Origin of the sequence: Stappia sp. (assembly GCF_040110915.1) — a bacterium.
Classification (GTDB): Bacteria; Pseudomonadota; Alphaproteobacteria; order Rhizobiales; family Stappiaceae; genus Stappia.
Genome location: NZ_CP157793.1, coordinates 3,750,173 through 3,773,195, shown reverse-complemented (window position 1 = coordinate 3,773,195; position 23,023 = coordinate 3,750,173). Strand labels below are relative to the sequence as shown.

General features: G+C 69.0%; 25 protein-coding genes. 14 read left to right on the top strand and 11 right to left on the bottom strand.

The annotated features are described in order from the left end of the window. Window positions 1-21: 21 nt before the first annotated feature. Window positions 22-1,845 (bottom strand): translational GTPase TypA, encoded by a 1,824-nt coding sequence (gene typA / locus ABL312_RS16825; RefSeq protein WP_349358554.1) that lies wholly within the window; start codon window positions 1,843-1,845, stop codon window positions 22-24. Between the two features lie 170 nt (window positions 1,846-2,015). Between typA and ABL312_RS16820 the strand changes: the two genes are divergently transcribed. The 4 genes from ABL312_RS16820 to folK all read left to right on the top strand — a co-directional run bounded on the left by ABL312_RS16820 (window position 2,016) and on the right by folK (window position 5,288). Beyond that, window positions 2,016-2,483 carry a MarR family transcriptional regulator gene (locus ABL312_RS16820; RefSeq protein WP_349358553.1) on the top strand — a complete coding sequence of 156 codons (468 nt, stop codon included), beginning with the start codon at window positions 2,016-2,018 and terminating at the stop codon, window positions 2,481-2,483. Then, the gene (locus ABL312_RS16815) at window positions 2,480-3,739 is read left to right on the top strand and encodes a multidrug effflux MFS transporter (protein WP_349358552.1); all 1,260 of its coding nucleotides are present in this window, start codon (window positions 2,480-2,482) and stop codon (window positions 3,737-3,739) included. The genes ABL312_RS16820 and ABL312_RS16815 overlap by 4 nt, the downstream gene beginning before the upstream one ends. Window positions 3,740-3,948: 209 nt before the next feature. Continuing rightward, on the top strand, window positions 3,949-4,788 hold the full coding sequence (gene folP / locus ABL312_RS16810) for a dihydropteroate synthase (protein ID WP_349358551.1): 840 nt from the start codon (window positions 3,949-3,951) through the stop codon (window positions 4,786-4,788). After that, complete coding sequence (gene folK / locus ABL312_RS16805; protein WP_349358550.1) at window positions 4,785-5,288, top strand: 2-amino-4-hydroxy-6-hydroxymethyldihydropteridine diphosphokinase; 504 nt, start codon at window positions 4,785-4,787, stop codon at window positions 5,286-5,288. Before folP ends, folK begins: the two co-directional genes overlap by 4 nt. Before the next feature lie 40 nt (window positions 5,289-5,328). Here folK and ABL312_RS16800 read toward each other — a convergent pair whose 3' ends face one another. Further along, the gene (locus tag ABL312_RS16800; RefSeq protein ID WP_349358549.1) at window positions 5,329-6,279 is read right to left on the bottom strand and encodes a prephenate/arogenate dehydrogenase family protein; all 951 of its coding nucleotides are present in this window, start codon (window positions 6,277-6,279) and stop codon (window positions 5,329-5,331) included. A gap of 54 nt (window positions 6,280-6,333) precedes the next feature. Then, window positions 6,334-7,425 carry a histidinol-phosphate transaminase gene (gene hisC / locus ABL312_RS16795; RefSeq protein WP_374730142.1) on the bottom strand — a complete coding sequence of 364 codons (1,092 nt, stop codon included), beginning with the start codon at window positions 7,423-7,425 and terminating at the stop codon, window positions 6,334-6,336. Between the two features lie 307 nt (window positions 7,426-7,732). Here hisC and ABL312_RS16790 point away from each other — a divergent pair, with 307 nt between their 5' ends. Next, complete coding sequence (locus ABL312_RS16790; protein WP_349358547.1) at window positions 7,733-8,980, top strand: homoserine O-acetyltransferase; 1,248 nt, start codon at window positions 7,733-7,735, stop codon at window positions 8,978-8,980. Between the two features lie 17 nt (window positions 8,981-8,997). Then, a complete protein-coding gene (gene metW / locus ABL312_RS16785) occupies window positions 8,998-9,612 on the top strand; it encodes a methionine biosynthesis protein MetW (protein ID WP_374730214.1) in 615 nt (204 codons plus the stop codon). Here the strand turns inward: metW and ABL312_RS16780 are convergent. After that, window positions 9,548-10,438 (bottom strand): methyltransferase domain-containing protein, encoded by an 891-nt coding sequence (locus ABL312_RS16780; RefSeq protein WP_349358545.1) that lies wholly within the window; start codon window positions 10,436-10,438, stop codon window positions 9,548-9,550. The two genes, metW and ABL312_RS16780, sit on opposite strands and share 65 nt — an antisense overlap. 136 nt (window positions 10,439-10,574) lie before the next feature. Here ABL312_RS16780 and gloB point away from each other — a divergent pair, with 136 nt between their 5' ends. The 4 genes from gloB to ABL312_RS16760 all read left to right on the top strand — a co-directional run bounded on the left by gloB (window position 10,575) and on the right by ABL312_RS16760 (window position 13,927). After that, window positions 10,575-11,354 carry a hydroxyacylglutathione hydrolase gene (gene gloB / locus ABL312_RS16775; protein WP_349358544.1) on the top strand — a complete coding sequence of 260 codons (780 nt, stop codon included), beginning with the start codon at window positions 10,575-10,577 and terminating at the stop codon, window positions 11,352-11,354. A 40-nt stretch (window positions 11,355-11,394) separates the two neighbouring features. Beyond that, window positions 11,395-11,838 (top strand): cupin domain-containing protein, encoded by a 444-nt coding sequence (locus tag ABL312_RS16770; protein ID WP_349358543.1) that lies wholly within the window; start codon window positions 11,395-11,397, stop codon window positions 11,836-11,838. A gap of 165 nt (window positions 11,839-12,003) precedes the next feature. Continuing rightward, window positions 12,004-13,224, top strand: a complete 1,221-nt coding sequence (locus ABL312_RS16765; RefSeq protein ID WP_349358542.1) for an argininosuccinate synthase — start codon at window positions 12,004-12,006, stop codon at window positions 13,222-13,224. A 13-nt stretch (window positions 13,225-13,237) separates the two neighbouring features. Beyond that, complete coding sequence (locus ABL312_RS16760) at window positions 13,238-13,927, top strand: hypothetical protein (protein WP_349358541.1); 690 nt, start codon at window positions 13,238-13,240, stop codon at window positions 13,925-13,927. 27 nt (window positions 13,928-13,954) lie between these two features. Here the strand turns inward: ABL312_RS16760 and ABL312_RS16755 are convergent, their stop codons facing one another. Next, entirely contained in the window at window positions 13,955-14,503 is a 549-nt protein-coding gene (locus tag ABL312_RS16755) for an acyloxyacyl hydrolase (RefSeq protein WP_349358540.1), read from the bottom strand. A gap of 348 nt (window positions 14,504-14,851) precedes the next feature. Here ABL312_RS16755 and ABL312_RS16750 point away from each other — a divergent pair, with 348 nt between their 5' ends. Then, window positions 14,852-15,250 carry a VOC family protein gene (locus ABL312_RS16750; protein ID WP_349358539.1) on the top strand — a complete coding sequence of 133 codons (399 nt, stop codon included), beginning with the start codon at window positions 14,852-14,854 and terminating at the stop codon, window positions 15,248-15,250. Here ABL312_RS16750 and ABL312_RS16745 read toward each other — a convergent pair. From ABL312_RS16745 to ABL312_RS16730, 4 genes are all read right to left on the bottom strand, one after another. After that, window positions 15,199-15,876, bottom strand: coding sequence for a helix-turn-helix domain-containing protein (locus tag ABL312_RS16745; protein WP_349358538.1), 678 nt, complete (start codon window positions 15,874-15,876; stop codon window positions 15,199-15,201). The two genes, ABL312_RS16750 and ABL312_RS16745, sit on opposite strands and share 52 nt — an antisense overlap. Window positions 15,877-15,914: 38 nt before the next feature. Beyond that, window positions 15,915-16,796: a polyprenyl synthetase family protein gene (locus ABL312_RS16740; protein ID WP_349361438.1), complete on the bottom strand. Its 882-nt coding sequence runs from the start codon at window positions 16,794-16,796 to the stop codon at window positions 15,915-15,917. A 209-nt stretch (window positions 16,797-17,005) separates the two neighbouring features. Then, window positions 17,006-17,533: a carboxymuconolactone decarboxylase family protein gene (locus tag ABL312_RS16735; protein ID WP_349358537.1), complete on the bottom strand. Its 528-nt coding sequence runs from the start codon at window positions 17,531-17,533 to the stop codon at window positions 17,006-17,008. A 181-nt stretch (window positions 17,534-17,714) separates the two neighbouring features. Next, window positions 17,715-18,266, bottom strand: a complete 552-nt coding sequence (locus ABL312_RS16730) for a peroxiredoxin (RefSeq protein ID WP_349358536.1) — start codon at window positions 18,264-18,266, stop codon at window positions 17,715-17,717. 244 nt (window positions 18,267-18,510) lie between these two features. Between ABL312_RS16730 and ABL312_RS16725 the strand changes: the two genes are divergently transcribed. The 3 genes from ABL312_RS16725 (at window position 18,511) to rpmF (ending at window position 20,575) form a co-directional block, all read left to right on the top strand. Continuing rightward, complete coding sequence (locus ABL312_RS16725; protein ID WP_349358535.1) at window positions 18,511-19,485, top strand: hydrogen peroxide-inducible genes activator; 975 nt, start codon at window positions 18,511-18,513, stop codon at window positions 19,483-19,485. Further along, the gene (mtgA, locus tag ABL312_RS16720; protein WP_349358534.1) at window positions 19,482-20,231 is read left to right on the top strand and encodes a monofunctional biosynthetic peptidoglycan transglycosylase; all 750 of its coding nucleotides are present in this window, start codon (window positions 19,482-19,484) and stop codon (window positions 20,229-20,231) included. Before ABL312_RS16725 ends, mtgA begins: the two co-directional genes overlap by 4 nt. A 158-nt stretch (window positions 20,232-20,389) precedes the next feature. Further along, window positions 20,390-20,575: a 50S ribosomal protein L32 gene (gene rpmF / locus ABL312_RS16715; protein WP_349358533.1), complete on the top strand. Its 186-nt coding sequence runs from the start codon at window positions 20,390-20,392 to the stop codon at window positions 20,573-20,575. 211 nt (window positions 20,576-20,786) lie between these two features. Here the strand turns inward: rpmF and phbB are convergent, their stop codons facing one another. Next, window positions 20,787-21,515 (bottom strand): acetoacetyl-CoA reductase, encoded by a 729-nt coding sequence (gene phbB / locus ABL312_RS16710; RefSeq protein ID WP_349358532.1) that lies wholly within the window; start codon window positions 21,513-21,515, stop codon window positions 20,787-20,789. Window positions 21,516-21,796: 281 nt separating this feature from the next. After that, window positions 21,797-22,978 carry an acetyl-CoA C-acetyltransferase gene (locus ABL312_RS16705; RefSeq protein ID WP_349358531.1) on the bottom strand — a complete coding sequence of 394 codons (1,182 nt, stop codon included), beginning with the start codon at window positions 22,976-22,978 and terminating at the stop codon, window positions 21,797-21,799. Window positions 22,979-23,023 lie beyond the last annotated feature (45 nt).

Here is a 23,023-nt window from a genome sequence, read left to right as displayed (position 1 = left end):
GCTTATCGGCCGGCGCCCGTGTCAGGCGCTCGCCTTGGTCGCGGCGCGTTCGGCGCGCTTGCGGTCGTGCGGATCGAGCAGCGCCTTGCGCAGGCGGATGGTCTTGGGCGTCACCTCGACCAGTTCGTCGTCGGTGATGTAGGACAGCGCGGCTTCCAGCGACAGGCGGATCGGCGTCGTCAGCTTGACCGCCTCGTCCTTGCCGGACGCGCGCACGTTGGAGAGCTGCTTGCCTTTCAGCACGTTGACTTCCAGGTCGTTGCCGCGCGTGTGCTCGCCGATGATCATGCCGCGATAGACCTTGACGCCCGGATCGATCAGCATCGGCCCGCGGTCTTCCAGGTTGAACAGCGCATAGGCCACCGCCTCGCCGTCGCCATTGGAGATCAGCACGCCGGTGTGGCGGCTGGGGATCTCCCCCTTGTGCGGCGCATAGGCATGGAAAACGCGGTTGAAGATCGCCGTGCCGCGCGTGTCGGAGAGAAGCTCCGACTGGTAGCCGATCAGCCCGCGCGTCGGCGCATGGAAGACGAGCCGCGTGCGGCCGCTGCCCGAGGGGCGCATCTCCAGCAGATCCGCCTTGCGCTCCGACAGCTTCTGCACCACGGCGCCGGAGTGTTCCTCGTCGACGTCGATGATCACTTCCTCGATGGGCTCGAGACGCTCGCCGTTCTCGCCGGTCTGATAGACCACGCGCGGCCGGCCGACGCACAGCTCGAAGCCCTCGCGGCGCATGTTCTCGATCAGGATGGCGAGCTGCAATTCGCCGCGCCCCGAGACGATGAAGGCGTCGGCGTCGGCCGCGTCCTCGATCTTGAGCGCGACATTGCCCTCGGCCTCGTCCATCAGCCGCTTGCGGATGACGCGCGACTGCACCTTGTCGCCCTCGGTGCCGGCGAGCGGCCCGTCGTTGACGCGGAAGGTCATCGACAGCGTCGGCGGATCGATCGGCTGGGCCGGAATCGGCGCCTTGATCTCCGGCGCGCAGAGCGTGTCGGAGACGGTCGCTTCCGACAGACCGGCGATGGAGACGATGTCGCCCGCCTCGCCCTTGTCGATCGGCTGGCGCTCAAGCCCGCGGAAGGCGAGCACCTTGGAAATCCGGCCCGTCTCGACGGTCTTGCCGTCGCGCGACAGCGCCTTGATCGCCATGTTGGGCACCGCCTCGCCGGCGACGATCCGCCCGGTGAGGATGCGCCCCAGAAAGGGGTTCGATTCGATGGTGGTCGCCAGCATGCGGAAGGCGCCCTCCTCGAACTCGGGCGCCGGCACATGCGCGGTGACCAGATCGAACAGCGGCTCCATGGAGTCCCGCGGACCGTCCGGATTGGGCGCCATCCAGCCCTGCTTGGCCGATCCGTAGAGCACGGGAAAGTCGAGCTGGTCCTCGTCGGCGTCGAGCGCCGCGAAGAGATCGAACACCTCGTCCAGCACCTCGTCGGCGCGCTGGTCCGACTTGTCGATCTTGTTGATGGCGACGATCGGGCGAAGACCGAGCTTCAGCGCCTTGCCGAGCACGAACTTGGTCTGCGGCATCGGGCCTTCCGCCGCATCGACCAGCAGGACGACGCCGTCGACCATGTGCAGGATGCGCTCCACCTCGCCCCCGAAGTCGGCGTGGCCGGGCGTGTCGACGATGTTGATGCGGGTGTCGCCGTGGGTGAGCGAGGTCACCTTGGCAAGAATGGTGATGCCGCGCTCGCGCTCCAGATCGTTGGAGTCCATCATGCGCTCTTCCGTGCGCTGGTTGTCGCGGAAGGCGCCGGACTGTTTGAGGAGCACATCGATCAACGTCGTCTTGCCATGGTCGACGTGAGCGATGATGGCGATGTTGCGCAAGTCCATGAATCCCGGCTCCAAAAAGAGACCGCGGGCCCCTCGGACCCGCGGATTTTCGCGCTCTCTATACAGGGACGCAGGGTTTCTTGCAACGCAGCATGGGTTTGCGGGCGGGTTGACAGCGCCGGTTTGACGGCCAATTGATAAGGTAAGCATATAATAAGGTCCGCTGATCCATGTCCCAGACCGTTTCGTCGCCGCCGCTGCGGCCCATCGGGTTTCTCGTCGGCGATCTGGCCCGGCTGATGCGTCGCCGTTTCGAGCGCGCCCTGGCGCAAGCCGATACCGGCCTCACCGTCTCGGAGGCGCGCACGCTCGCCTTCGTCGAGCACTACTCCGGCCTGCGCCAGAGCGCGCTGGCCGAGCGTCTCGGCGTCGAGCCGATGACGGTGAGCGGCTGTCTCGACCGGCTGGAAGCCGCCGGTTACGTCGTGCGCATGCCGGACCCGGCCGACCGCCGGGCCAAGCTCGTCGTGCTCACCGAGGCCGCCGAACCGGCACTCGCACGCATTCACGAGGTCGCGCTCGGCATTCGCGCGCAGGCCGTCGAGGGCTTTTCGCCCGAGGAGATCGACACGGTGTTCGCCCTGCTGGACCGCATGCAGATCAATCTCGCGGTCTGCGGCCCCGGAGGCCGGCGATGAGAGACGTTCCCGACCCTTCCCTGTCCGGAGGCGCGTCGCCCGGCGACACCGCGCGCCCGCCGATGAGCGAGGCGCGCACGGCCGCGCTCGGCGCCGGGCTCGTCGCCATCGGGCCGATCACAATGGCGCTCTACACGCCGGCGATGCCGGTGCTGGCGCAGGTGTTCGATACCTCGGACTCCATGGTGAAACTGACGCTCACCGCCTATTTCACCGGCTTCGCGCTGACCCAGCTCGTCTGTGGACCGCTGACCGACGCCTTCGGGCGCAAGGCGGTGACGCTCGTCTTTCTCGCGCTCTATCTCGTGTCCACGGTGATGGCGACCTTCGCGCCGACCATCGAATGGATGCTGGTCGCGCGCACCATGCAGGGCGTCGGCGCCTCGGTGGGCGTGGCCGTGTCGCGGGCCATCGTGCGCGACCAGTTCACCGGGCAGACCTCGGCGCGGATCATGAACACCATCGCCATGATGCTGGCGCTCGGGCCCGCGCTGGCGCCCTCGATCGGCGGGCTGACGCTGGAGTTCTTCGGCTGGCGCGAGATCTTCTGGGCGATGATCGTCTACGGCGTGGGGCTGACCGGGGCCGTGCTCGTCGCCTTGCGCGAGACCAACGCCTATATCGACCGGACCCATCTGCGGCCCGGCGTCCTGTTGCGCAACTACCTGAGCCTGATGATCGATCCGCGCTATCTCCAGCCCAGCCTGCTGGTCGGCTTCGGCATCGGCACGATCTACACGCTGGCGACGCTGCTGCCCTTCGTGCTGATCGACGGCGTCGGCCTGACGCCGGTGGAGTTCGGCTTCGGGATGATGCTGCAATCGGGCTCCTTCATCGCCGGGACCATCGTCACCGGGAGGTTGCTCAAGCGGGTCGACGCGACCCGGCTGCTGCCCTTCAGTCTCAGTTGCATGGTCGTCGCGGGCTGTCTCATGATCGCGCTGCTCACGCTGCGCGCGCCGACGTTTCTGGGCGTGATGGGGCCGGTCGGCCTCTTCGCCTTCTCGCTCGCCATGTCTCTGCCCTCGACCTCGACGGCCGCCTTGCAGGGATTTCCCAGGATCGCGGGCGCCGCCTCGTCGATGATGGGCTTCCTGCAGTTCGGCGCCGGGCTGCTCGGGTCTCTGGTGGCCGCCGCCCTGGGCGATCCGCTGCTCGGCATGATCGTGGTGCCGCCGGCGATGCTGTTCCTGGCCGTCGGGTCCTATGTGGGGCTCGGGCGCTACAACCGGCGCGGGGAGGCCTCCGCGCCCTGAGGGCCGGCCGCGGTCGCCGAGACGGAAGCGGTGGCGGGCGTGCCGCGACGCCCTGCCCTTGACGCCCCGCCCTTGGCGCCCCGCCCTTGACGCCCCGCCCTTGACGTATGGGCGCGATGGGCGCATGACGGCTTCCGTTTCGACCGGGCGGTGCGCGCCGGTCGGGCGAATGCCGTCAAGACCTCTCGCGCGGAGCAGCCAGGCCGACCATGACACGTCTCCCCGATCCGGCGCGCCTCGCCTTTGCGGGCGGATCGCTCGACCTCACCGTGCCGCGCGTGATGGGGATCCTCAACGTCACGCCGGACTCCTTTTCCGATGGCGGGCGCTTTCTGGCGCGCGAGGACGCGCTGGCGAGCGCGCGCAAGATGGCCGCCCATGGCGCTGACGTGCTCGACATCGGCGGCGAAAGCACACGGCCCGGCGCCACGCCCGTTCCGCTGGACGAGGAATGGCGACGCCTTTCCCCGGTTCTCGACGACGTGGTGGCGCTCGGTCTGCCGGTGTCCATCGACACCTACAAGGCGGAGATCGCGCGCCGGGCCTGCGCGGCCGGGGCGGTGATCGTCAACGATGTCTGGGGCTTCCAGAAGGACCCGGCGATGGCGGACACGGTGGCCGAGGCCGGCGCCGCCGCGATCATGATGCACAATCGCGCGGCGGCCGATCCGCAGATCGACATCCTCGCCGACATCGACCGCTTCTTCGAGCGCTCCATGGAGCTTGCGGACCGCGCCGGCATTCCCCGCGCGCGGCTGATGCTCGATCCGGGCATCGGCTTCGGCAAGACGCTCGACCAGAACTATCTGATCCTCAACCGGCTGGAGAGCCTGCACAAGCATGGCCTGCCGCTGCTCGTCGGGGCCTCGCGCAAGCGGCTCATCGGCGCGGTGCTGCGGGTAGAGACCGACGACCGGCTCTACGGATCGCTCGCCGCGCATACGATCGCAATGATGAAGGGGGCCGCGATGGTGCGCGTTCACAATGTGCAGCCGCACGCCGATGCGGCGCGGATCGTCGGCGCCACCCGGCGCGAGGGCCTGTCATGAGCGCGGTCGCGAAGGACGCGCCGGTGCGCGCGGCCCTTGGGCTCGGCTCCAACATCGGCGACACGCGGGCGCATCTGGAGGCGGCGCTCGCCGCCCTTGGCGAAACCGATGGCATTCGCGTTGTCGCGCGCTCCGACGACTATCGCACGCCGCCCTGGGGGCCGGTGCCGCAGGACGACTACCGCAACGCCTGCGCGGTGATCGAGACGACGCTTGGCCCCCGCGCGCTGCTCGACCGCTGTCTGGAGGTGGAACGCGCGCTCGGCCGCGAGCGCGACGTGCGCTGGGGGCCGCGCATCATCGACATCGACGTGCTGATCTATGGCGAGGCGCGCGTCGAGGAGGAGGGCTTGAGCATCCCCCATCCGCGCATGGGGGAACGCGCCTTCGTGCTGGTGCCGCTCGCCGAGATCTGGCCCGGGGCGCCGCTCGGCGACGGGCGCACGGCAAGCGAGGCGCTCGCCACCTGTCCCGGCCAGGACGAGATCCGCAAGCTGTAGACGCCGGCGCTCCGCCCGACCGGCGGAGGCGGGCGCGCGTCTAGTCGGAGGTCTGCCCGCCGCCCGCCGAGGGTCGGGCCGCGTGGCGGCCGAAGTCCGGCGCGTCGGTGTCCTGCCCGGCCTCCACGATGGAGCGGCGAATGCCGCGCGTGCGCGTGAAGAGGTCGAACAGCGCCTCGCCGTCGCCCCAGCGGATGGCGCGCTGAAGCGCGGCCAGATCCTCCGAGAAGCGCGCCAGCATCTCCAGGATCGCGTCCTTGTTGTGCAGGCAGACGTCGCGCCACATGGTCGGATCGGAGGCGGCGAGGCGGGTGAAGTCGCGGAAGCCCGATGCGGAGTATTTGATCACCTCGGACTTGGTGACCGCTTCCAGATCATCCGCCGTGCCGACGATGTTGTAGGCGATGATATGCGGCAGATGCGAGACGATGGCGAGCACCAGATCGTGGTGGTCGGGGTCCATGGTCTCGACGGTCGAGCCGCAGGCCTCCCAGAAGGCGGTGAGGCGGGCGAGCGCTTCCGCATCGGTGTCCGGCACCGGGGTGAGGATGCACCAGCGGTCCTCGAACAGCTCGGCGAAGCCGGCGTCGGGTCCGGATTCTTCCGTGCCGGCGATTGGATGACCGGGGATGAAATGCACGCCGTCGGGCAGATGCGGCGCCATCTGCGCGACGACCGAGCCCTTGGTGGAGCCGACGTCGGTGACGATGGCGCCCGGCGCGAGCGCCGGGGCGATCCATTTGGCGACCTGCTCGCTGGCGCCGACCGGCACGCAGAGAATGACGAGATCCGCACCGGTGACAGCCTCGGCCGCGTCGAGGTGATAGCGGTCGCCGAGCCCGAGCTCCTGCGCGCGGGCGAGGGTGTGCTCCGAGCGGGTTGAAACGACGATTTCGCCGGCGAGCCGGCGGGCGCGCATGACATGCGCGAGCGACGAGCCGATCAGGCCGATGCCGATCAGCGCGACGCGGGTGAACTGCGGTTGGGACATGGGTCAGCTTGTCTTGGCGGGGCGGCACGCGCGCGCGCCCCCCGCGGGCAATGGTCAGGCGCCGAGGAACTCCTTCAGCGCCGCGACGACGTCGCGATTGGCCTCTTCCGTGCCGATCGACATGCGCAGCGCGTTCGGCAGGCCATAAGCGCCCACCGCGCGCAGCACGCATCCGCGCTCGGCCAGATAGGCATCGGCCTCCGCCGCCGTCCTGCCCGGCGCGTCCGGGAAATGGACCAGCACGAAGTTGCCGACGCTCGGCGTGACGCCGAGCCCGAGGGCTTCCAGCTCCTGCGTCACCCAGGGCAGCCAGGTCTCGTTGTGCCGCACGGCCTCTTCCAGGAAGGCACGGTCGCGCACCGCCGCCACGCCGGCGGCCTGGGCGGCGGCCGACACGTTGAAGGGGCCGCGAATGCGGTTCAGCGCGTCGAGGATATGCGCCGGCCCGTAGGCCCAGCCCAGACGCAGGGCCGCGAGCCCGTAGATCTTGGAAAAGGTCCGGGTCATCAGCACGTTGTCGGCGGTCGCCGCCAGTTCCATGCCCGCCTCGTAGTCGTTGCGGCGCACATATTCGGCATAGGCGGCGTCGAGCACCAGAAGCACATGCGGCGGCAGGCCGGCATGCAGGCGACGCACCTCCTCGAAGGGCAGATAGGTGCCGGTCGGATTGTTCGGATTGGCCAGGAAGACGGCCTTGGTGCGCTCGGTGACGGCGGCGAGAATGGCGTCGACATCGGCCGTCAGGTCGCGCTCGGGGACCGCGACCGGCGTGCCGCCGGCGGCCAGGATCGCGATCTTGTAGACGAGGAAGCCGTACTGGGAAAAAATGCCCTCGTCGCCCGGGCCGATATAGGCGCGGGTGATCAGCTCCAGGATCTCGTCCGAGCCGTTGCCGCAGATGATGCGGTCGGGATTGAGGCCGTAGACCTCGCCGATGGCGGCGCGCAGGCCGTGCGAGGCCCCGTCGGGATAGAGCTCCAGATGCGCGGCTTGCGCCCGATACGCCTCGATCGCCGCGGCACTGGCGCCGAGCGGCGTTTCGTTGGACGACAGCTTGTGCAGCTTCGCGCCGCCCGTCGACTTCGACCGGCCCGGAACATAGGGCGCGATGTCGAGGATACCGGGGCGGGGCGTCGGACGCGTCATGTCTGGGTGCATTGCCTTTGCCGTTTCACGCGTGTTCCATGGGGGCGGCCGGCGGATGGCGGCCGGAAGAAGCGCCGCGCGCGACGCGCCGACGCCGGTCGAAAACCGAGGAAAGCCGAAGCAAACCGGGCCGAGTCATAGGCCGACTGCCTTGCAATGGCAAAAGAAAACGTTGACCTCGCCCGGCGCCCCTCCTACCTCTCGGTCTCGCCGGCGCCCGGTGCGCTGTCGACGCGCATCCTTGCCGGTGCGCGCAGGGGCCCGGGCAGGATCGAAGGCAGGGTCGAAGAAGGATCACGCGGGCGCCATGGCGCAGGACGTTTCAGGCAACACCCCGGGCGGTGCCGGCACGCAGGACGCCGAGATCACGACGGGCGTGCGCGCCGCGCCGTCGAGCGAGGCGGATGCGCCGACGAGCCGGATCGTCCGGTTTTCCGGCGACGATGCGTTGCGGCTCGATTCCGGCGCGGTGCTCGACGACTGGCAGATCGCCTATGAAACCTACGGCACGCTCAACGCGGAGCGCAGCAACGCGGTGCTGATCTGCCATGCGCTGACGGGCGATCAATATGTCGCCTCGCCCAATCCGCTGACGGGCAAGCCCGGCTGGTGGTCCCTGCTGGTCGGCCCGGGCCGGCCGGTCGACACGGACCGCTATTTCGTCATCTGCGCCAATGTGCTCGGCGGCTGTCTCGGCACCACCGGTCCGGCCTCGACCAACCGGGCCACCGGCCGGCGCTGGGGCCTCGATCTGCCGCTGGTGACGATCCGCGACATGGTCCGCGCGCAGGCCGTGCTGCTCGATCATCTGGGCATCGCGACGCTGTTTTCCGTCATCGGCGGCTCGATGGGCGGCATGCAGGTGCTGCAATGGGCGGCGAGCTATCCCGAGCGGGTGTTTTCCGCCCTGCCGATCGCCACGGCCGCGCGCCATTCCTCGCAGAACATCGCCTTCCACGAGGTCGGGCGGCAGGCGGTGATGGCCGATCCGAACTGGTGCGGCGGGCGCTATTTCGAGCGCGGCGTACGCCCCTCCAAGGGGCTCGCGGTGGCGCGCATGGCGGCGCATATCACCTATCTCTCCGACCCGGCCCTGCACCGCAAGTTCGGCCGCAACCTGCAGGACCGCGAGGCGATCACCTTCGGCTTCGACGCGGATTTCCAGATCGAGAGCTATCTGCGCCACCAGGGCATGACCTTCGTCGACCGTTTCGACCCCAACTCTTACCTCTATCTGACGCGGGCGATGGACTACTTCGACCTGGCGATGGACTTTGAGGGCTCGCTGGCGCGCGCCTTCCTGCATTCGCCGACGCGGTTCTGCGTGATGTCCTTCACATCCGACTGGCTGTTTCCCACCGCCGAGAGCAAGGCGGTGGTGCGCGCGCTCAACGCGGCGGCGGCGAATGTGTCCTTCGTCGAGGTGGAGAGCGACCGCGGCCACGACGCCTTCCTGCTCGACGAGCCGGAGATGTTCCGCACGATCACCGGCTTTCTCATCGGCGCGGCCAATGCGCGCGGTCTGGCGCCGGCCGGCGCGGGAGGCGCGTCATGACGGCGGCGGAGCGGCAGATGAACCAGGCGGGCGGTACGCGCGCCGACCACCGGCTGGTGGCGGATCTCGTGAGCCCGCGCGCGCGGGTGCTCGACATCGGCTGCGGCGACGGCGCGCTGCTCGATCTCCTCGTGCGCGAGAAGCAGGTCGACGGACGCGGCATCGAACTGTCGCAGGCCGGGGTGAACGCCTGCGTGGCGCGCGGCCTGTCGGTGGTGCAGGGCGATGCCGACAGCGATCTGATCCATTATCCCGACGCGGCCTTCGATTTCGTCATCCTCAGCCAGACGCTGCAGGCGACGCACCGGCCCCGGGAGGTGCTGGAGCAATTGCTGCGCATCGGGGCGCATGTGATCGTGTCCTTCCCCAACTTCGGGGTCTGGCGCAACCGGCTGCAGCTGATGTTCCTCGGACGCATGCCGGTGACGGAGTATCTGCCCTATTCCTGGTACGACACGCCGAACATCCACTTCTGCACGATCCGCGACTTCGTCTCCATGTGCGAGGACGTGAACGCCCATATGGTCAAGGCGATGGCGCTGAACGCGCGCGGCGAGCCGGTCGGCTTCAGCGCGCCGTGGTGGGTGTGGAACCTGATCGGCGAACAGGCGCTGTTTCTCCTGAAACGCTGAGGCGCGTGATATGCCCGTTCACGCCGGTGGGCGTGGCCCCTTCCGGCACGAAGACCGGGCGGAAGGCCCGCAGCAGGCGCGATCCGTCGGCGAGCGCGCCGCGATAGACCTGCTTTTCCGCCTCGATCACAAGAAGACCCGCGAAGGCCGGCCAGAGCCGCCGGCCCACCCGCTCCCACGCCGGCGCGCTGCGCAGCAGGAAGCGCGAACGGGTCGGCGGCAGGCACAGCGCCTCGTCGCTGCCCGCGATCTGGAACTGGGCGGCGCGCAGCAGCGCCTCGATCTGGCCGCGCGAAAACGGCCGGCCGTAGCCGAAGGGCGAGATTTCCGAGCGCGCCCAGAGCCCGCGCCGGTTGGCGACCACCAGGATCATGCGCCCGCCGGGCGCCAGCACCCGCCAGATCTCGCGCAGCATGGCGTCGGGATCGCCGCTGTGGTCGATGCCGTGCACCACCAGTACATTGTCGAAGACGCTGTCGGAAAACGGCAGCTCCGCGTCTTCCACCAGCGCGGCGGAATTGCGTCCGCCGCGCGGCCAGGCGACCACGCCCTGCGCCGCCGGCATGCCCGCCACACAGCGGTCCGCCTCATCCAGATAGGGCCGCATGTAGGGCGCGGCATAGCCGAGCCCGAGCAGCCGGCGCCCCTCCAGCGAGGGCCAGAAGGCACGGATCCGCGTGCCCACGAGCACGCGCAGCATGCGCCCGAGCGGCAGATCGTAGAAGGTGCGCTGATGTGCGACGTCGAGATACATCACGTCCCGCTGGGCCGGCCCGGACTGGCTTGGGGGCCGATTGAAGCGCTCCCGGCCCGGCGATGCAACCATTCCCGACACGGCAAGGCGCATTGACGCACGGCGCGCGTGAGGCGCGCGCGAGGGGGTTGTCGCGGCCGGGCGGGCGGGCCACTGTGGGGCGAGGCGCGGCACGGTGGGGCGCGCGGCAGGCTGAAAGAGGGGTTTCATGACGACAGCGCGGGTCGAGGTGCGGCAGTTTTCCTGCCTGAGCGACAATTTCGGCGTCCTGATCCATGTGCCGGAGACCGGCGGCACGATCGCCGTCGACGTGCCCGACGCGGCCCCCTATCGGGCCGTCCTGGCGGAGACCGGATGGCGGCTCACCGACATTCTCGTCACCCACCATCACTGGGATCACGTCCAGGGTCTGGGCGAGCTGAAGAGCGAGACGGGCGCGCGCGCCGTCGGGCCCGAGATGTCGCGCGAGCGAATCGAGGGGCTCGACGAGACTGTCGGCGACGGCGACGAGATCACGGTCGCGGGGCTCGGTTTCCGCGCCATCGCCACGCCGGGGCACACGCTCGACCAGATCTCCTGGTGGGCGCCGCAGGCGGGGCTCGCCCATACCGGCGACACGCTCTTCGCGCTCGGCTGCGGGCGGATCTTCGAGGGCGATGCGGCGATGATGTGGGCCTCGCTCGACAAGCTCGCGACGCTCCTGCCGCCGGAGACCACCGTCTATTGCGGCCATGAGTACACGCTGGCCAACGCCCGCTTCGCCGTCACGGTCGATCCCGACAACGCGGAGCTCGCCGCGCGCGCCGAGGAGATCGAGCGCCTGCGCGGCGACGGGCAAGCCACATTGCCGACGACCATGGCGGCGGAGCTCGCCACCAATCCCTTCCTGCGCGCCCGCGATCCCGCGATCCGCCGGCATCTCGGCCTGGAAGGCGCCTCGGACGCGGAGGTCTTCGCGGAGATCCGCCGGCGCAAGGACAGCTTCTGACGCAGCATCACCCTGTCTCGACGCCTCAGGACCCCCCGCGATGATCGATCCGTCTCTCTCCGCCGCCGATGTCGTGCGCCTTCTCGACCTCGCCCCCCATCCGGAAGGCGGGCATTATCGCGAGACCTTTCGCGATCCCGCGACCGACGCGGCGGGGCGGGCGCGCTCGACGGCGATCTACTATCTTCTGGAGGCGGGCGAGGTGTCGGCCTGGCACCGGGTCGATGCGGTGGAGGTCTGGCACTGGCATGCGGGCGGGCCGCTGGCGCTCACGATCTCGGAGAACGGGCATGACGCGCGCGCCCTGCATCTGGGCGTCGATTTCGCCGCGCATCAGCGTCCGCAGGCCGTGGTGCCGGCCGGTGCCTGGCAGACGGCGGAAAGCCTCGGCCGCTGGACGCTGGTCGGCTGCACGGTCGCGCCCGGCTTCGAGTTTTCCGGCTTCGAACTCGCTCCGCCCGACTGGCGGCCGACGCCGCGCTGACGCCCCGCGCTGACGCAACTGCCGGTCACGGCGCGCCGGCGCGCGCTTTGGCCGGGTTTCGGGGCGGGGTTTTCCCGGCTTGCGTCGCCGGCGCGGGCCGTTACAGTGCGCGGCGGATTTTTGCCGGGTTTCCCCCCGGCCTGACCCCATTCGGAACTGGATCTCATGGCAAAGAACGACATCAAGAAGGTGGTGCTCGCCTATTCCGGCGGTCTCGACACCTCGATCATCCTGAAGTGGCTCCAGACGGAGTACGGCTGCGAGGTGGTGACCTTCACCGCCGATCTCGGCCAGGGCGAGGAGCTGGAGCCGGCGCGCCGCAAGGCCGAGATGCTCGGCATCAAGGAGATCTACATCGACGATCTGCGCGAGGAGTTCATCCGCGATTTCGTCTTTCCGATGTTCCGCGCCAATGCCGTCTACGAGGGCATCTATCTGCTCGGCACCTCGATCGCGCGGCCGCTGATTTCCAAGCGCCTGATCGAGATCGCGCATGAGACCGGCGCCGACGCCATCGCCCATGGCGCCACCGGCAAGGGCAACGACCAGGTGCGCTTCGAGCTCTCCGCCTATGCGCTGGACCCCGATATCAAGGTGATCGCCCCGTGGCGCGACTGGACCTTCAAGTCGCGCACCGACCTCATCGATTTCGCCCAGAAGCACCAGATTCCGGTGCCCAAGGACAAGCACGGCGAGGCACCGTTCTCGGTCGATGCCAACATGCTGCACTCGTCCTCGGAAGGCAAAGTGCTCGAGGATCCATGGGAAGAGGCGCCGGAATACGTGCACATGCGCACCGTCTCGCCGATGGATGCGCCCGATGCCGTCACCGAGATCACCATCGGCTTCGAGCGCGGCGACGCGGTGTCGCTCAATGGCGAAAATCTGTCGCCGGCGACCCTCTTCGCCCGGCTCAACGACCTGGGCCGCGACAATGGCATCGGCCGGATCGATCTGGTGGAAAACCGCTTCGTCGGCATGAAGTCGCGCGGCGTCTACGAGACGCCGGGCGGCACCATCCTGCTTGCCGCGCATCGCGCGATGGAGTCCATCACGCTGGATCGCGGCGCGGCGCATCTCAAGGACGAGCTGATGCCGCGCTACGCGGAGCTCATCTACAACGGCTTCTGGTTCTCGCCCGAGCGCGAGATGCTCCAGGCGGCGATCGACAAGAGCCAGGAGAAGGTCACCGGCGAGGTGCGGCTGAAGCTCTACAAGGGCAACATCATCACCGTCGGCCGCCAGTCGCCCTATTCGCTCTACTCCGAGGAACTCGTGACCTTCGAGGACGACCACGGCGCCTACGACCAGAAGGACGCGGCCGGCTTCATCCGGCTGAACGCCCTGCGCCTCAGGACGCTCGCCAAACGCGACCGCAGCCGGTAAGGCGCGCGCCCCCATGGACACGGCGCGGGCGACACGGCTTTCCAAGGCTCTCGTCCGCGCCGGATTTCTCGCCTTCGGCGGCTTTCATCCCGACCTCGGCGACGACGTGCCGCCGCTCGCCGATGGCCGGCCGGTTCGCACGCTGCTTTTGATCGGCAGCGCCGGGTCGGGGCTGTTCGCCGCCTTCGATGCGGCGCCGGAACGCGCGGACGGTTTGCCCGACCCCCTCGACCGCTACACGCGGCGCACCCTGTCGGCGATTGCCGCCGACGCCGGGCTGGAGGTCGTCTTTTCCTTCGAGGGGCCGCCGTGGCATCCCTTCCAGCGCTGGGCTATGCGGGTCGGCGGCTTTTCCCCTTCGCCCATGGGGCTGCTCGCCCATCGCACCCATGGGCCCTGGGCGGCGCTGCGCGCGGCCTTCCTGTCGGCGGAGCGCTTCGGCCGTTTCGACATGGCGGGAGCGCCGGGGCCTTGCCAGAGCTGTGCCGACACGCCCTGCGTTTCGGCGTGTCCGGCCGGCGCGTTGTCGTCGGACACGGGGTACGACGTGCCGCGCTGCCGGGCGTATCTGATCGGCGCGGGCGCGGAGGCGAAATGCCTCACCGGGTGTCTCGCGCGCCGGGCCTGCCCGGTCGGGCGCGACCATGCCCATGATGCCGTCCAAGGCGCGTTTCACATGGCCGGCTTTCTGCCGGGCCGGTGAACGCGGGTCGTCCGTACATTGCGTGCGTCAGAACAGATAGCCGAAACGCAGGCCGACGTTCGTGAGGCCGTTGTTGGCGCTGCAGCCGCCGGCATTGGAGGAATGCTCGATCATCGCCGACAGGTTGAGCTGTTCGCTGATCCGCACGCCGATGGCGGCGGCTTCGCGGAACATCAGGTTGCAGCCAAGCGACAGGGCGTTCGGGGTGCCGGCCCGCGTGCTCCCGTCGTGCACCATGCCGCCCAGGCTGCCTTCCACGAACAGCCGGGAGGTGAGATCGAGCGTCAGGCTGTAGCCGAAATAGGCCATGCTCGTGTTGCCGCCCGTGTTGATGTTGGCGCCGAGATGCGGGCGCAGCATCATCCGGGTTCCGAGCAGCGGGAGGGTTCCCTCCAGCGCGGCGAACCGGCTCAGAACCTCGACATTGATATCGAGGCCGCTCTCCCGGTTCATCGTGTCGTGATACAGAACCCCGCCGCGCACCTCGCTGAGAAACAGCGCATGCGCCGCCGAAACCCGGCTTTCGGCCGGATCGGCGGCCTGCGCCGGCCCGATGCCGGCTGTTGCAACGGCCATTCCGACGGCCGTCGCCACTGCGAGACCGGTTCTCCATCCTGTCATGATCGCCCCCGCCGCAGATGTTGCCTCTGCCCATGCGTTCAGCGGGACAGTGACCAGACCTCACCCGTCGCGCCACCGAAAAACGATCTACTGGCCGCCGCGTCATATAATTAATTATGAATTGTTGAAACTAAGTCACACTCCCGGAAGACCCTGCGTAACCGCGCGTCCGCGGGTGCCGGGGGCGGGTGCGTCAAACCGCCCTTGCGCCCCGACGTCGCCTGCGGCTGTCGCAAATCTTCAAGACCGCCGCCGGGCGACGCGCTATCCCGATGCCGGAACCGTCGATGAAGGGGTCTTTCCATGAAGTTTCGATACACGATCCTCTATGTGGAGGATGTCGCCCGCACGCTTGCCTTCTATGAGCGCGCCTTCGGTCTCGAGACCGGTTTTCTGCATGAGAGCGGGGACTACGGCGAACTGGTGACGGGCCGGACGAAGCTTGCCTTTTCCTCGCGCGCCCTGATGACGCAACTGGGCAAGGCGCCGGCGCGGGCCGACCCGCAAGCCCCGGTCTTCGAGATCGCGCTGGAGACCGACGATGTCGCCGGAACGCTTGCCCGGGCGCGCGCGGCCGGGGCCGGGCTGGTGCAGGACGTGCGCGCGGAAGCCTGGGGGCAGACGACGGCCTATGTGTCCGACCCCGACGGCTATCTGGTCGAGATCTGTTCCCCCGTCGCGGGAACCGCGAGCCCGGACTGAGCCAGCAGCAAGAGGCGGTAGGGATCGCATCGAAGCTGCGCCGGCGTTGCGGCGAACCACTGGCGGAAGGCGCGTGTCATATGGGCCTGATCCGCATAGCCGGCGTCGGCGGCGATCTCCGCAAGCGGGGCGTCGCCGCGCAGGCGCAGCGCCGCGCGCCGCGCCCGGGCAAGGCGCAGCCAGAAACCGGGCGCGGGCAGGCCGTTCGCCGCGAAGAGCCGCTGCAGGGTGCGCGGCGTGAGCGCGAGCCGGCGCGCAAGCTCCGTGGCGGTCGTCGCGGTCGCCGCCTCGATCGCGGCGAAGGCCTCGACGATGCCCGCGTCGCGCCGGCAATACGCCGCGATCAGTGGCAGCGGGGCGGCCGGGTCCCCGGCGGCGCGCGCGATCTCCGCCAGCAGACGGGCCGTATCGATCCGCGTGCCGGGCGCGAGACGGTGGCCGGTCAGCCGGGTGCCGGGCGCAAAGCCCGTGGCCTGCACCGGCGCGTCATGAAGGTCGCTGACGAAGGCGCGGGGGGCTGCCCCCGGCGTGTGGACCAGGATCAGGTCGCGGCACCCGTCGGGCAGGACCAGATCGCGGCCCGGTGCGACGACCGTGTGCTCCCAGATATCGAGACAGAGTGACATGGCGGGACGGGGCGCACCTCAGGGCGGGATCGCGCGTCTTATCTGTCGCGCGTGGCGACGAAACGGGCGAGCGCCAGCAGCGGCGCGGCTCTCTCGCCATAGGGGGCGAGCAGGGCGGTCGCATCGTCGACAAGCCGGGCGAGTTCGCTGCGCGTCCACGCCGCGCCCTTAAGCGCCACCAGCGTCGCCTTGCCGGCGGCGGCGTCCTTGCCCGCCGCCTTGCCGAGCGCGGCGGCATCGCCCTCCACGTCGAGCAGATCGTCGGCGAGCTGGAAGGCGAGCCCCAGGATCTCGCCGAAGCGCGTCAGGGCGGCGAGGTCCGCGTCGCCGGCATCGGCAAGCCGGGCGCCGGTGCGCGCCGCGTATCGGATCAGCGCGCCGGTCTTCATGGCCTGCAGGGTGCGGATGTCCGCCTCGGTTCGCGTCGCATGCTCCGAGGCGAGATCGAGCATCTGTCCGCCCGCCATGCCGCCGAGCCCGGCGGCGCGGGCGAGATCCCGGCTCGCGTCCAGCCGCACGGCCGCGTCGGGATGCACACGCGGGTCGGCGATCAGATCGAAGGCGAGCGTCAGCAGCGCGTCGCCGGCGAGGATCGCGGTCGCCTCGTCATAGGCCTTGTGCACGGTGGGGCGGCCCCGGCGCAGGTCGTCGTCGTCCATGGCCGGCAGATCGTCGTGCACCAGCGAGTAGCAGTGAATGCATTCGAGCGCGGCACCCGCCAGCAGCACGCCGTCGTCGTCACGGCCGAACAGGCGCGCCGCCTCGAGCATCAGCACCGGGCGCAGCCGCTTGCCGCCGGCGAGCGCGGCATGGCGCATGGCGTCCAGCAGGCGGGCGGGGCGCGCGGTCTCTCCGTCGAGCGGCGCCTCGGCGAGCGCCTCGGCGAGCACCGCCTCGAGACGGGCGGCGTCTTCGGCCATGCGCGCCTCCGGTGCCACGCGGGCCTCCGGTGCGGTGTGGCGGTCGGGATCGGCGGTCACGGGCGGCTCCGGGCGGATGGAGAAACGTAAGGGGCGAGGCGGATGCGAGAACGGGCGGCCCCGTCAGTGCGCGGCGCCGCCCGTTGTGAGTGTCGCGAAACGGCGGAAAGGTCAACCGCCGTCGCCAATGGTCCTTGTCATCGCCCTTGTCAGGCGTCGGCGGCGGCCTCCAGCGCGACGGCCACCGACTGGATGATCGCGGCATAGCGGATGGCGGCCTGGATCTGCTCGCTGGTGACGCCCGCCTTGCGCAGCACGTCCTCATGCGCGTCGATGCACATGCCGCAGCCGTTGATGGCGGAGACGGCCAGCGACCACAGCTCGAAGTCCGTCTTGTCGACGCCCGGCTTGCCGATGACGTTCATGCGCAGCTTCGCCGGCATGGTCTTGTACTGGTCGTTCGAGGCGAGATGAACGAAGCGGTAGTAGACGTTGTTCTGCGCCATGATGGTGGCCGCGGCCTTCGCCGCCGTCAGCGCCTCGGCGCTCAAGTGGGCGGCGGCCTCGCCGATCAGTTCGGCGCGCAAGGTGGCGTTGCGGCTGGCGATGGCGCAGGCCACCATCAGGCCGTACTTCTGCTGGTCGGTGAAGGTCTCGTCGCTGGCGAGCGAGGACAGGTTGAGCCGCGTGTCCTTGGCGAAATCCGGCAAGGCGGACTTGAGCGTGTCGATCGACATCCTGAAAACTCCTGGTGCGAACCGCAAGAGGCCGGAACGGGTCCGGCCTCTCGATCGGTCGATATGCGGACCCTAGAGCATCTCTCGTGAATGCTGAATCACTCGAAATGCTCTATGTCTCTGTTTTTACGCAATTTCGCGAGCGCAAAAGTCTCCAACTTTTGCTGAAATTGCTCTAGCCTCAGGCCGCGAGCGTGTCGCCGCCGACCTCGCGGTTGCACGGGCACAGCTCGTCGGTCTGCAGCGCGTCGAGCACCCGCAGCGTGTCCTTCGGGTTGCGGCCGACGTTCAGGTTGGTCGCATAGACGTGCTGGATGGTGTTCTCGTTGTCGACGATGAAGGTGTAGCGGTAGGCCACGCCCTCCGGCGCACGCACGCCGAGACCGTCGACCAGCGAGCCGTTGGTGTCGGCAAACGACCAGATCGGCAGCTTGTCGAGATCCGGATGATCGCGGCGCCAGGCCAGCTTGCAGAACTCGTTGTCGGTCGAGCCGCCGAGCACCACGCAGTCGCGGTCCTCGAAGTCCGGCGCGAGGCGGGCGAACTCGGCGATTTCGGTCGGGCACACGAAGGTGAAGTCCTTGGGGTAGAAGAAGATGACCTTCCACTTGCCCTCGAAGCTCTTTTCGGTGAGCGTCTCGAAGGCGCTCTCGCCGTTTTCCTCGTGCCGGTTGAAGCCCGGCTTCACGCCGACGATCTCGAATTCGGGGAGTTTGTCGCCAATACCGATCATGGGTCGCTCCTGGGATGAGGCTCCGCCCGGGAGGTGGCGGAGCGGAAATGAGATGCCGAACCACCGCGTGTTGTGCGGTGCAGCGCGACCGGTTATGCAGACCGCCGGCCTTCGGTCAAACCGATAAATCCGATTGGGACAATCGGTTCATCCGATGCCCGGAAGCTGCCCCTACGTGAGCGCGCGGCGAAAGCGATGTGCTTGCAGTGCCTTGCGATTTCAGGGCTTTTCGCGTGGAGTGAGGATGTTACCGACCGTTCGGCAGATGCAGTATTTCGTCGCACTGGCGCAGCATCGCTCCTTCGTGCGCGCGGCGCGTGCCTGCCATGTCACCCAGTCCAGCCTGTCGGCGGCGATCCGGCAGCTGGAAGCCGCGCTCGGCGCCGAACTGGTCGACCGCTCGGGGCGCGCGCTGGCGTTGACCGAGGCCGGGGAGCGCGTGCTTGCGCGCGCGGTCACCATCCTGCGCGAGGTGGAGGATCTGGCGGCTTGCGCCCGCAGCGCGCGCACGCCCCTGTCGGGGCGCCTTCGGCTCGGTGTCATTCCCTCCATCGCGCCGTTCCTGTTGCCGCAGGCCCTGCCCGACCTGCGCCGGGCCCATCCGGAGCTGCGGCTGGTGCTGCGCGAGGAACTGAGCCGGGTGCTTGTCCGCGACCTGCGCGAGGGGCGGCTCGACGTGCTGCTGATCGCGCTGCCCTATGATATCGGCGATCTCGCCTGCGAGGTGATCGGCCGTGACCGTTTGCTGGCCGCGCTGCCCGAGGGCCACGTCCTCGCGCGGCCGGGAGCGATCCCGCTCGCGCGGCTGGCCAGGGAACCCCTGCTGCTGCTGGAAGACGGGCATTGCCTGCGCGATCATGTCCTCAGCGCCTTCGCCGGCACGCCGCCGCCGCTGGAAAGCGACGAGATCCAGGCGTCCTCCATGACGACGCTGGTGCAGATGGCCGACAACGGGCTCGGCGTCACGCTGGTGCCGGAAATCGCCGTCGAGGCGGGGATCACGCGCGGCACGCGGCTGACCGTTTTCCCGATCGCGGACGGTGCGGCGGCGCGCGATCTCGGGGTCGTCTGGCGCCGGCGCTCCGCCCATGCCGCCGATGCACAAGCGCTTGCGGCCGCGCTCAAGGACCATCTCGCCCGCCGCGCCGCCCCCGACCGGACGGCGATGGCCACCGACCCGCACGGCAGCGGCGCGTCCGGCATCGGGGTGCCCGCGTGAGCCCGGCGCGCGGGCCGGACGGCGGCACGCCCGGAGAGGGAAAGCCGCGTCGCTTCGGCCTGCGCCGCTGGCTGCGGCGCTGGGTCTGGCGCCTTGCCCTCTTGCTGCTTCTGCTGCCTCCGGTGCTGACGCTGGTCTACGCGGTCGTGCCGCCGGTCAGCACCCTGATGCTGGGACGCATCGCACAGGGGCTCTGGGTCGATCGCGATTACGTGCCGATCGAGGCCATCTCGCCGCATCTCATCCGTTCGGTGGTGGCCTCCGAGGATGCACGCTTCTGCGCCCATGCGGGCATCGACTGGGCGGCGCTCGAAGGGCAGCTTGAGGCGCTGGGCGAGGGCGAGCGCGTGCGCGGGGCTTCCACGATCACCATGCAGGTGGCGAAGAACCTCTATCTGTGGGGTGAGCGCAGCTATGTGCGCAAGGCGCTGGAGCTGCCGCTGGCGCTGATGCTCGACGCCATGCTGACCAAGACGCGGCTCATCGAGATCTATCTCAACATCGCCGAATGGGGCGAAGGGGTTTTTGGCGCGGAGGCCGCCGCGCAGGCGTGGTTCGGCAAGCCGGCGGCGGAGCTCACCCGTACCGAGGCCGCACGGCTCGCGACCGCGCTGCCCAACCCGCTTGTGCGCAATCCGGCGCGGCCGAGCGCCGGACACGTGCGCCTTGCGCGCCTCAACCGGGCCCGCGCGGCGGAGATCGATCCGCATCTGGACTGCCTGCCGCAGACCTTGCTTGCCCGGTAGGGCGAAATTTCGGGGCGCGGGGCAAAAAATGCGGATTGCGGGCTGGCAAAGCGGCCAAAGGTTCTGTATAAGCGCGGCCATTCCTGTACACCGTGAGACCCCACGCCCCGGGCAGACCCGGTCCGGGTTCGCGGGCGTTGCACGACGGAGAGATACCAATGGCCGTTCCGAAGAGAAAAACCACGCGCATGAAGCGCGGCTTTCGCCGCTCCGCGGACGCCCTGAAACAGCCGACCTATGTCGAGGACAAGGATTCGGGCGAGCTGCGCCGCCCGCACCACATCGACCTGAAGACGGGCATGTATCGGGGCCGCCAGATTCTGGCGCCGCAGGACGACGCCTGACGCTTCACGCGCATGATCGTGCGTTCGATAGGCCGGTGCCGCAAGGCGCCGGCCTTTCGCGTTTGCGGGCAAGCGTTTGCGGGCATCGCATCCGCCACCGTAGTCCCGCGCCGTTCGCGCCGTATCCGGATGCAGGTTCGGCCTCACGAAAAACCCCCGGCCGTGGGCCGGGGGCGTGGGGTGTCGCTGTTTGTCTCGCTCGGCGCGGACCTCAGCCGTTGGCGAAATACTGGCCGCCGTTGATCGACATCACGGCGCCGGTCATGAAGCCGGCTTCCTTCGAGGCGAGATAGACGACCGCGGCCGCGATTTCCTCCGCCTGGCCGAGCCGGCCGACCGGAATGCCGCCGATGATACCTTCCAGCACCTTCTCCGGAACGGCGGCGACCATGTCGGTGTCGATGTAGCCCGGGCAGATCGCGTTCACGGTGATGCCCTTGCGCGCGGTCTCGGCGGCCAGCGACTTGGTGAAGCCGATCACGCCCGCCTTGGCGGCGGAGTAGTTGGTCTGGCCGAGCTGGCCCTTCTGGCCGTTGATCGAGGAGATGTTGATGATCCGGCCGTGGCCGCGCTCACGCATGCCGTCGATCACCGGACGGGTCATGGTGAACATGGAATCGAGGTTGGTGCGGATCACCGCCGACCACTGGTCGTAGTCCATCTTGTGGAACCAGCCGTCGCGGGTGATGCCGGCGTTGTTGACCAGCACCTCGACCGCGCCGAGGTCCGACACGACCTGGGCGATGCCATCGTGGCAGGCCTGGGCGTCGGCGACGTCCCACTTGTAGACGTGAATGCCCGTTTCCGCCTTGAAGGCCTCGGCCTTTTCGGTGTTGCCGGCGTAGGTGGCCGCCACCGTATAGCCGGCATCCTTCAGGCCCTTCGAAATGGCGGCGCCGATGCCCCGCGTTCCGCCCGTCACGATTGCCACATTGCTCATAAAAATCCTCCCCGATCGCGGTTTCAAAATATCCTGCCGGCGCTGAACTGCCGTGCCTTGCGTTGGCGGCGCGGTACGCCCGCGCCAGGACTGTATCGCGCGGCCGTTCCGCGCTCTGGCTGTCATGGCGACAACCGTGCGGAGGTGCTTTGATCCTGCTCAATCGGAGTGTGCCGGTCGGGCAGGCTCCTCGCGCGGTTGGCCCCAAAAAACATTTGAAATCAAAGGCCAGGGCGGGCGACCGACGCCCCCGCCCTAGCGGAAAGTCTAAGGCCGGCGGCTCACCTCTCGACGCAGAGCGCGACGCCCATGCCGCCGCCGATGCACAGGGTGGCGAGGCCCTTCCTGGCGTCGCGGCGGCCCATCTCATGCAGCAGCGTCACCAGCACGCGGGCGCCCGAGGCGCCGATCGGATGGCCGATGGCGATCGCACCGCCGTTGACGTTCACGATGTCCGGGTTCCAGCCCATGTCCTTGTTGACCGCGCAGGCCTGGGCGGCGAAGGCCTCGTTGGCTTCCACCAGATCGAGGTCCTCGACCTTCCAGCCGGCCTTGTCCAGCGCCTTGCGCGAGGCCGGAATCGGACCGGAGCCCATCACGGTCGGATCGACGCCGGCGGTCGCCCAGGAGGCGATGCGCGCCAGCGGGGTCAGGCCGCGGCGCTCGGCCTCGGCGGCGCTCATCAGCACGAGCGCGGCCGCGCCGTCGTTGATGCCCGAGGCGTTGCCCGCGGTGACCGAGCCGTCCTTGGCGAAGGCCGGGCGCAGCTTCTGCATGCCCTCGAGATTGGCGCCGTGGCGGATGTACTCGTCGTCCTCGACGACCTTCTCGCCCTTGCGCTCCTTGATCGTGACCGGCGTAATCTCGTCCTTGAAGCGACCGGCCTTCTGCGCGGCCTCGGCCTTGTTCTGGGAGGCGACGGCGAATTCATCCTGCTGCTCGCGGGAGATCTGCCACTTCTCGGCGACGTTCTCGGCCGTCTGGCCCATGTGGTAGCCGTTGAAGGCGTCCCACAGGCCGTCCTTGATCATCGTGTCGATCATCTTGTAGTCGCCCATCTTGTAGCCGGCGCGCATATGGGCGCAATGCGGCGAGAGCGACATGTTCTCCTGGCCGCCGGCGACGATGATCGAGGCGTCCCCCGCCTGGATCTGCTGCATGCCGATGGCGACCGTGCGCAGGCCCGAGCCGCAGACCTGATTGAGCACCCAGGCGGTGGCGCTGTCGGGAATGCCGGCGTTGATGGCGGCCTGGCGGGCCGGGTTCTGGCCCTGGCCGGCGGTCAGAACCTGACCGAACACCACCTCATCGACGTCCGCCGCATCGACGGAGGCGCGCGCCAGCGCGGATCTGATCGCGGTGGCGCCGAGGTCGTGGGCCGGGGTGTTGGCGAAGGATCCGTTGAAGGACCCGACGGGGGTGCGCGTTGCGCTGACAATGACGACGTCGGTGGATGCGCTCATGTACGGTCTCCGAAACTCCGGTCCTCCCAGGGTGCGCGCCGGCCC

Bases quoted from the DNA above. Each gene is read 5' to 3' on its own strand.
- typA (WP_349358554.1), bottom strand. From the start codon at position 1,845: ATGGACTTGCGCAACATCGCCATCATCGCTCACGTCGACCATGGCAAG.
- ABL312_RS16820 (WP_349358553.1), top strand. From the start codon at position 2,016: ATGTCCCAGACCGTTTCGTCGCCGCCGCTGCGGCCCATCGGGTTTCTC.
- ABL312_RS16815 (WP_349358552.1), top strand. From the start codon at position 2,480: ATGAGAGACGTTCCCGACCCTTCCCTGTCCGGAGGCGCGTCGCCCGGC.
- folP (WP_349358551.1), top strand. From the start codon at position 3,949: ATGACACGTCTCCCCGATCCGGCGCGCCTCGCCTTTGCGGGCGGATCG.
- folK (WP_349358550.1), top strand. From the start codon at position 4,785: ATGAGCGCGGTCGCGAAGGACGCGCCGGTGCGCGCGGCCCTTGGGCTC.
- ABL312_RS16800 (WP_349358549.1), bottom strand. From the start codon at position 6,279: ATGTCCCAACCGCAGTTCACCCGCGTCGCGCTGATCGGCATCGGCCTG.
- hisC (WP_374730142.1), bottom strand. From the start codon at position 7,425: ATGACGCGTCCGACGCCCCGCCCCGGTATCCTCGACATCGCGCCCTAT.
- ABL312_RS16790 (WP_349358547.1), top strand. From the start codon at position 7,733: ATGGCGCAGGACGTTTCAGGCAACACCCCGGGCGGTGCCGGCACGCAG.
- metW (WP_374730214.1), top strand. From the start codon at position 8,998: ATGAACCAGGCGGGCGGTACGCGCGCCGACCACCGGCTGGTGGCGGAT.
- ABL312_RS16780 (WP_349358545.1), bottom strand. From the start codon at position 10,438: ATGGTTGCATCGCCGGGCCGGGAGCGCTTCAATCGGCCCCCAAGCCAG.
- gloB (WP_349358544.1), top strand. From the start codon at position 10,575: ATGACGACAGCGCGGGTCGAGGTGCGGCAGTTTTCCTGCCTGAGCGAC.
- ABL312_RS16770 (WP_349358543.1), top strand. From the start codon at position 11,395: ATGATCGATCCGTCTCTCTCCGCCGCCGATGTCGTGCGCCTTCTCGAC.
- ABL312_RS16765 (WP_349358542.1), top strand. From the start codon at position 12,004: ATGGCAAAGAACGACATCAAGAAGGTGGTGCTCGCCTATTCCGGCGGT.
- ABL312_RS16760 (WP_349358541.1), top strand. From the start codon at position 13,238: ATGGACACGGCGCGGGCGACACGGCTTTCCAAGGCTCTCGTCCGCGCC.
- ABL312_RS16755 (WP_349358540.1), bottom strand. From the start codon at position 14,503: ATGGCCGTTGCAACAGCCGGCATCGGGCCGGCGCAGGCCGCCGATCCG.
- ABL312_RS16750 (WP_349358539.1), top strand. From the start codon at position 14,852: ATGAAGTTTCGATACACGATCCTCTATGTGGAGGATGTCGCCCGCACG.
- ABL312_RS16745 (WP_349358538.1), bottom strand. From the start codon at position 15,876: ATGTCACTCTGTCTCGATATCTGGGAGCACACGGTCGTCGCACCGGGC.
- ABL312_RS16740 (WP_349361438.1), bottom strand. From the start codon at position 16,796: ATGGCCGAAGACGCCGCCCGTCTCGAGGCGGTGCTCGCCGAGGCGCTC.
- ABL312_RS16735 (WP_349358537.1), bottom strand. From the start codon at position 17,533: ATGTCGATCGACACGCTCAAGTCCGCCTTGCCGGATTTCGCCAAGGAC.
- ABL312_RS16730 (WP_349358536.1), bottom strand. From the start codon at position 18,266: ATGATCGGTATTGGCGACAAACTCCCCGAATTCGAGATCGTCGGCGTG.
- ABL312_RS16725 (WP_349358535.1), top strand. From the start codon at position 18,511: ATGTTACCGACCGTTCGGCAGATGCAGTATTTCGTCGCACTGGCGCAG.
- rpmF (WP_349358533.1), top strand. From the start codon at position 20,390: ATGGCCGTTCCGAAGAGAAAAACCACGCGCATGAAGCGCGGCTTTCGC.
- phbB (WP_349358532.1), bottom strand. From the start codon at position 21,515: ATGAGCAATGTGGCAATCGTGACGGGCGGAACGCGGGGCATCGGCGCC.
- ABL312_RS16705 (WP_349358531.1), bottom strand. From the start codon at position 22,978: ATGAGCGCATCCACCGACGTCGTCATTGTCAGCGCAACGCGCACCCCC.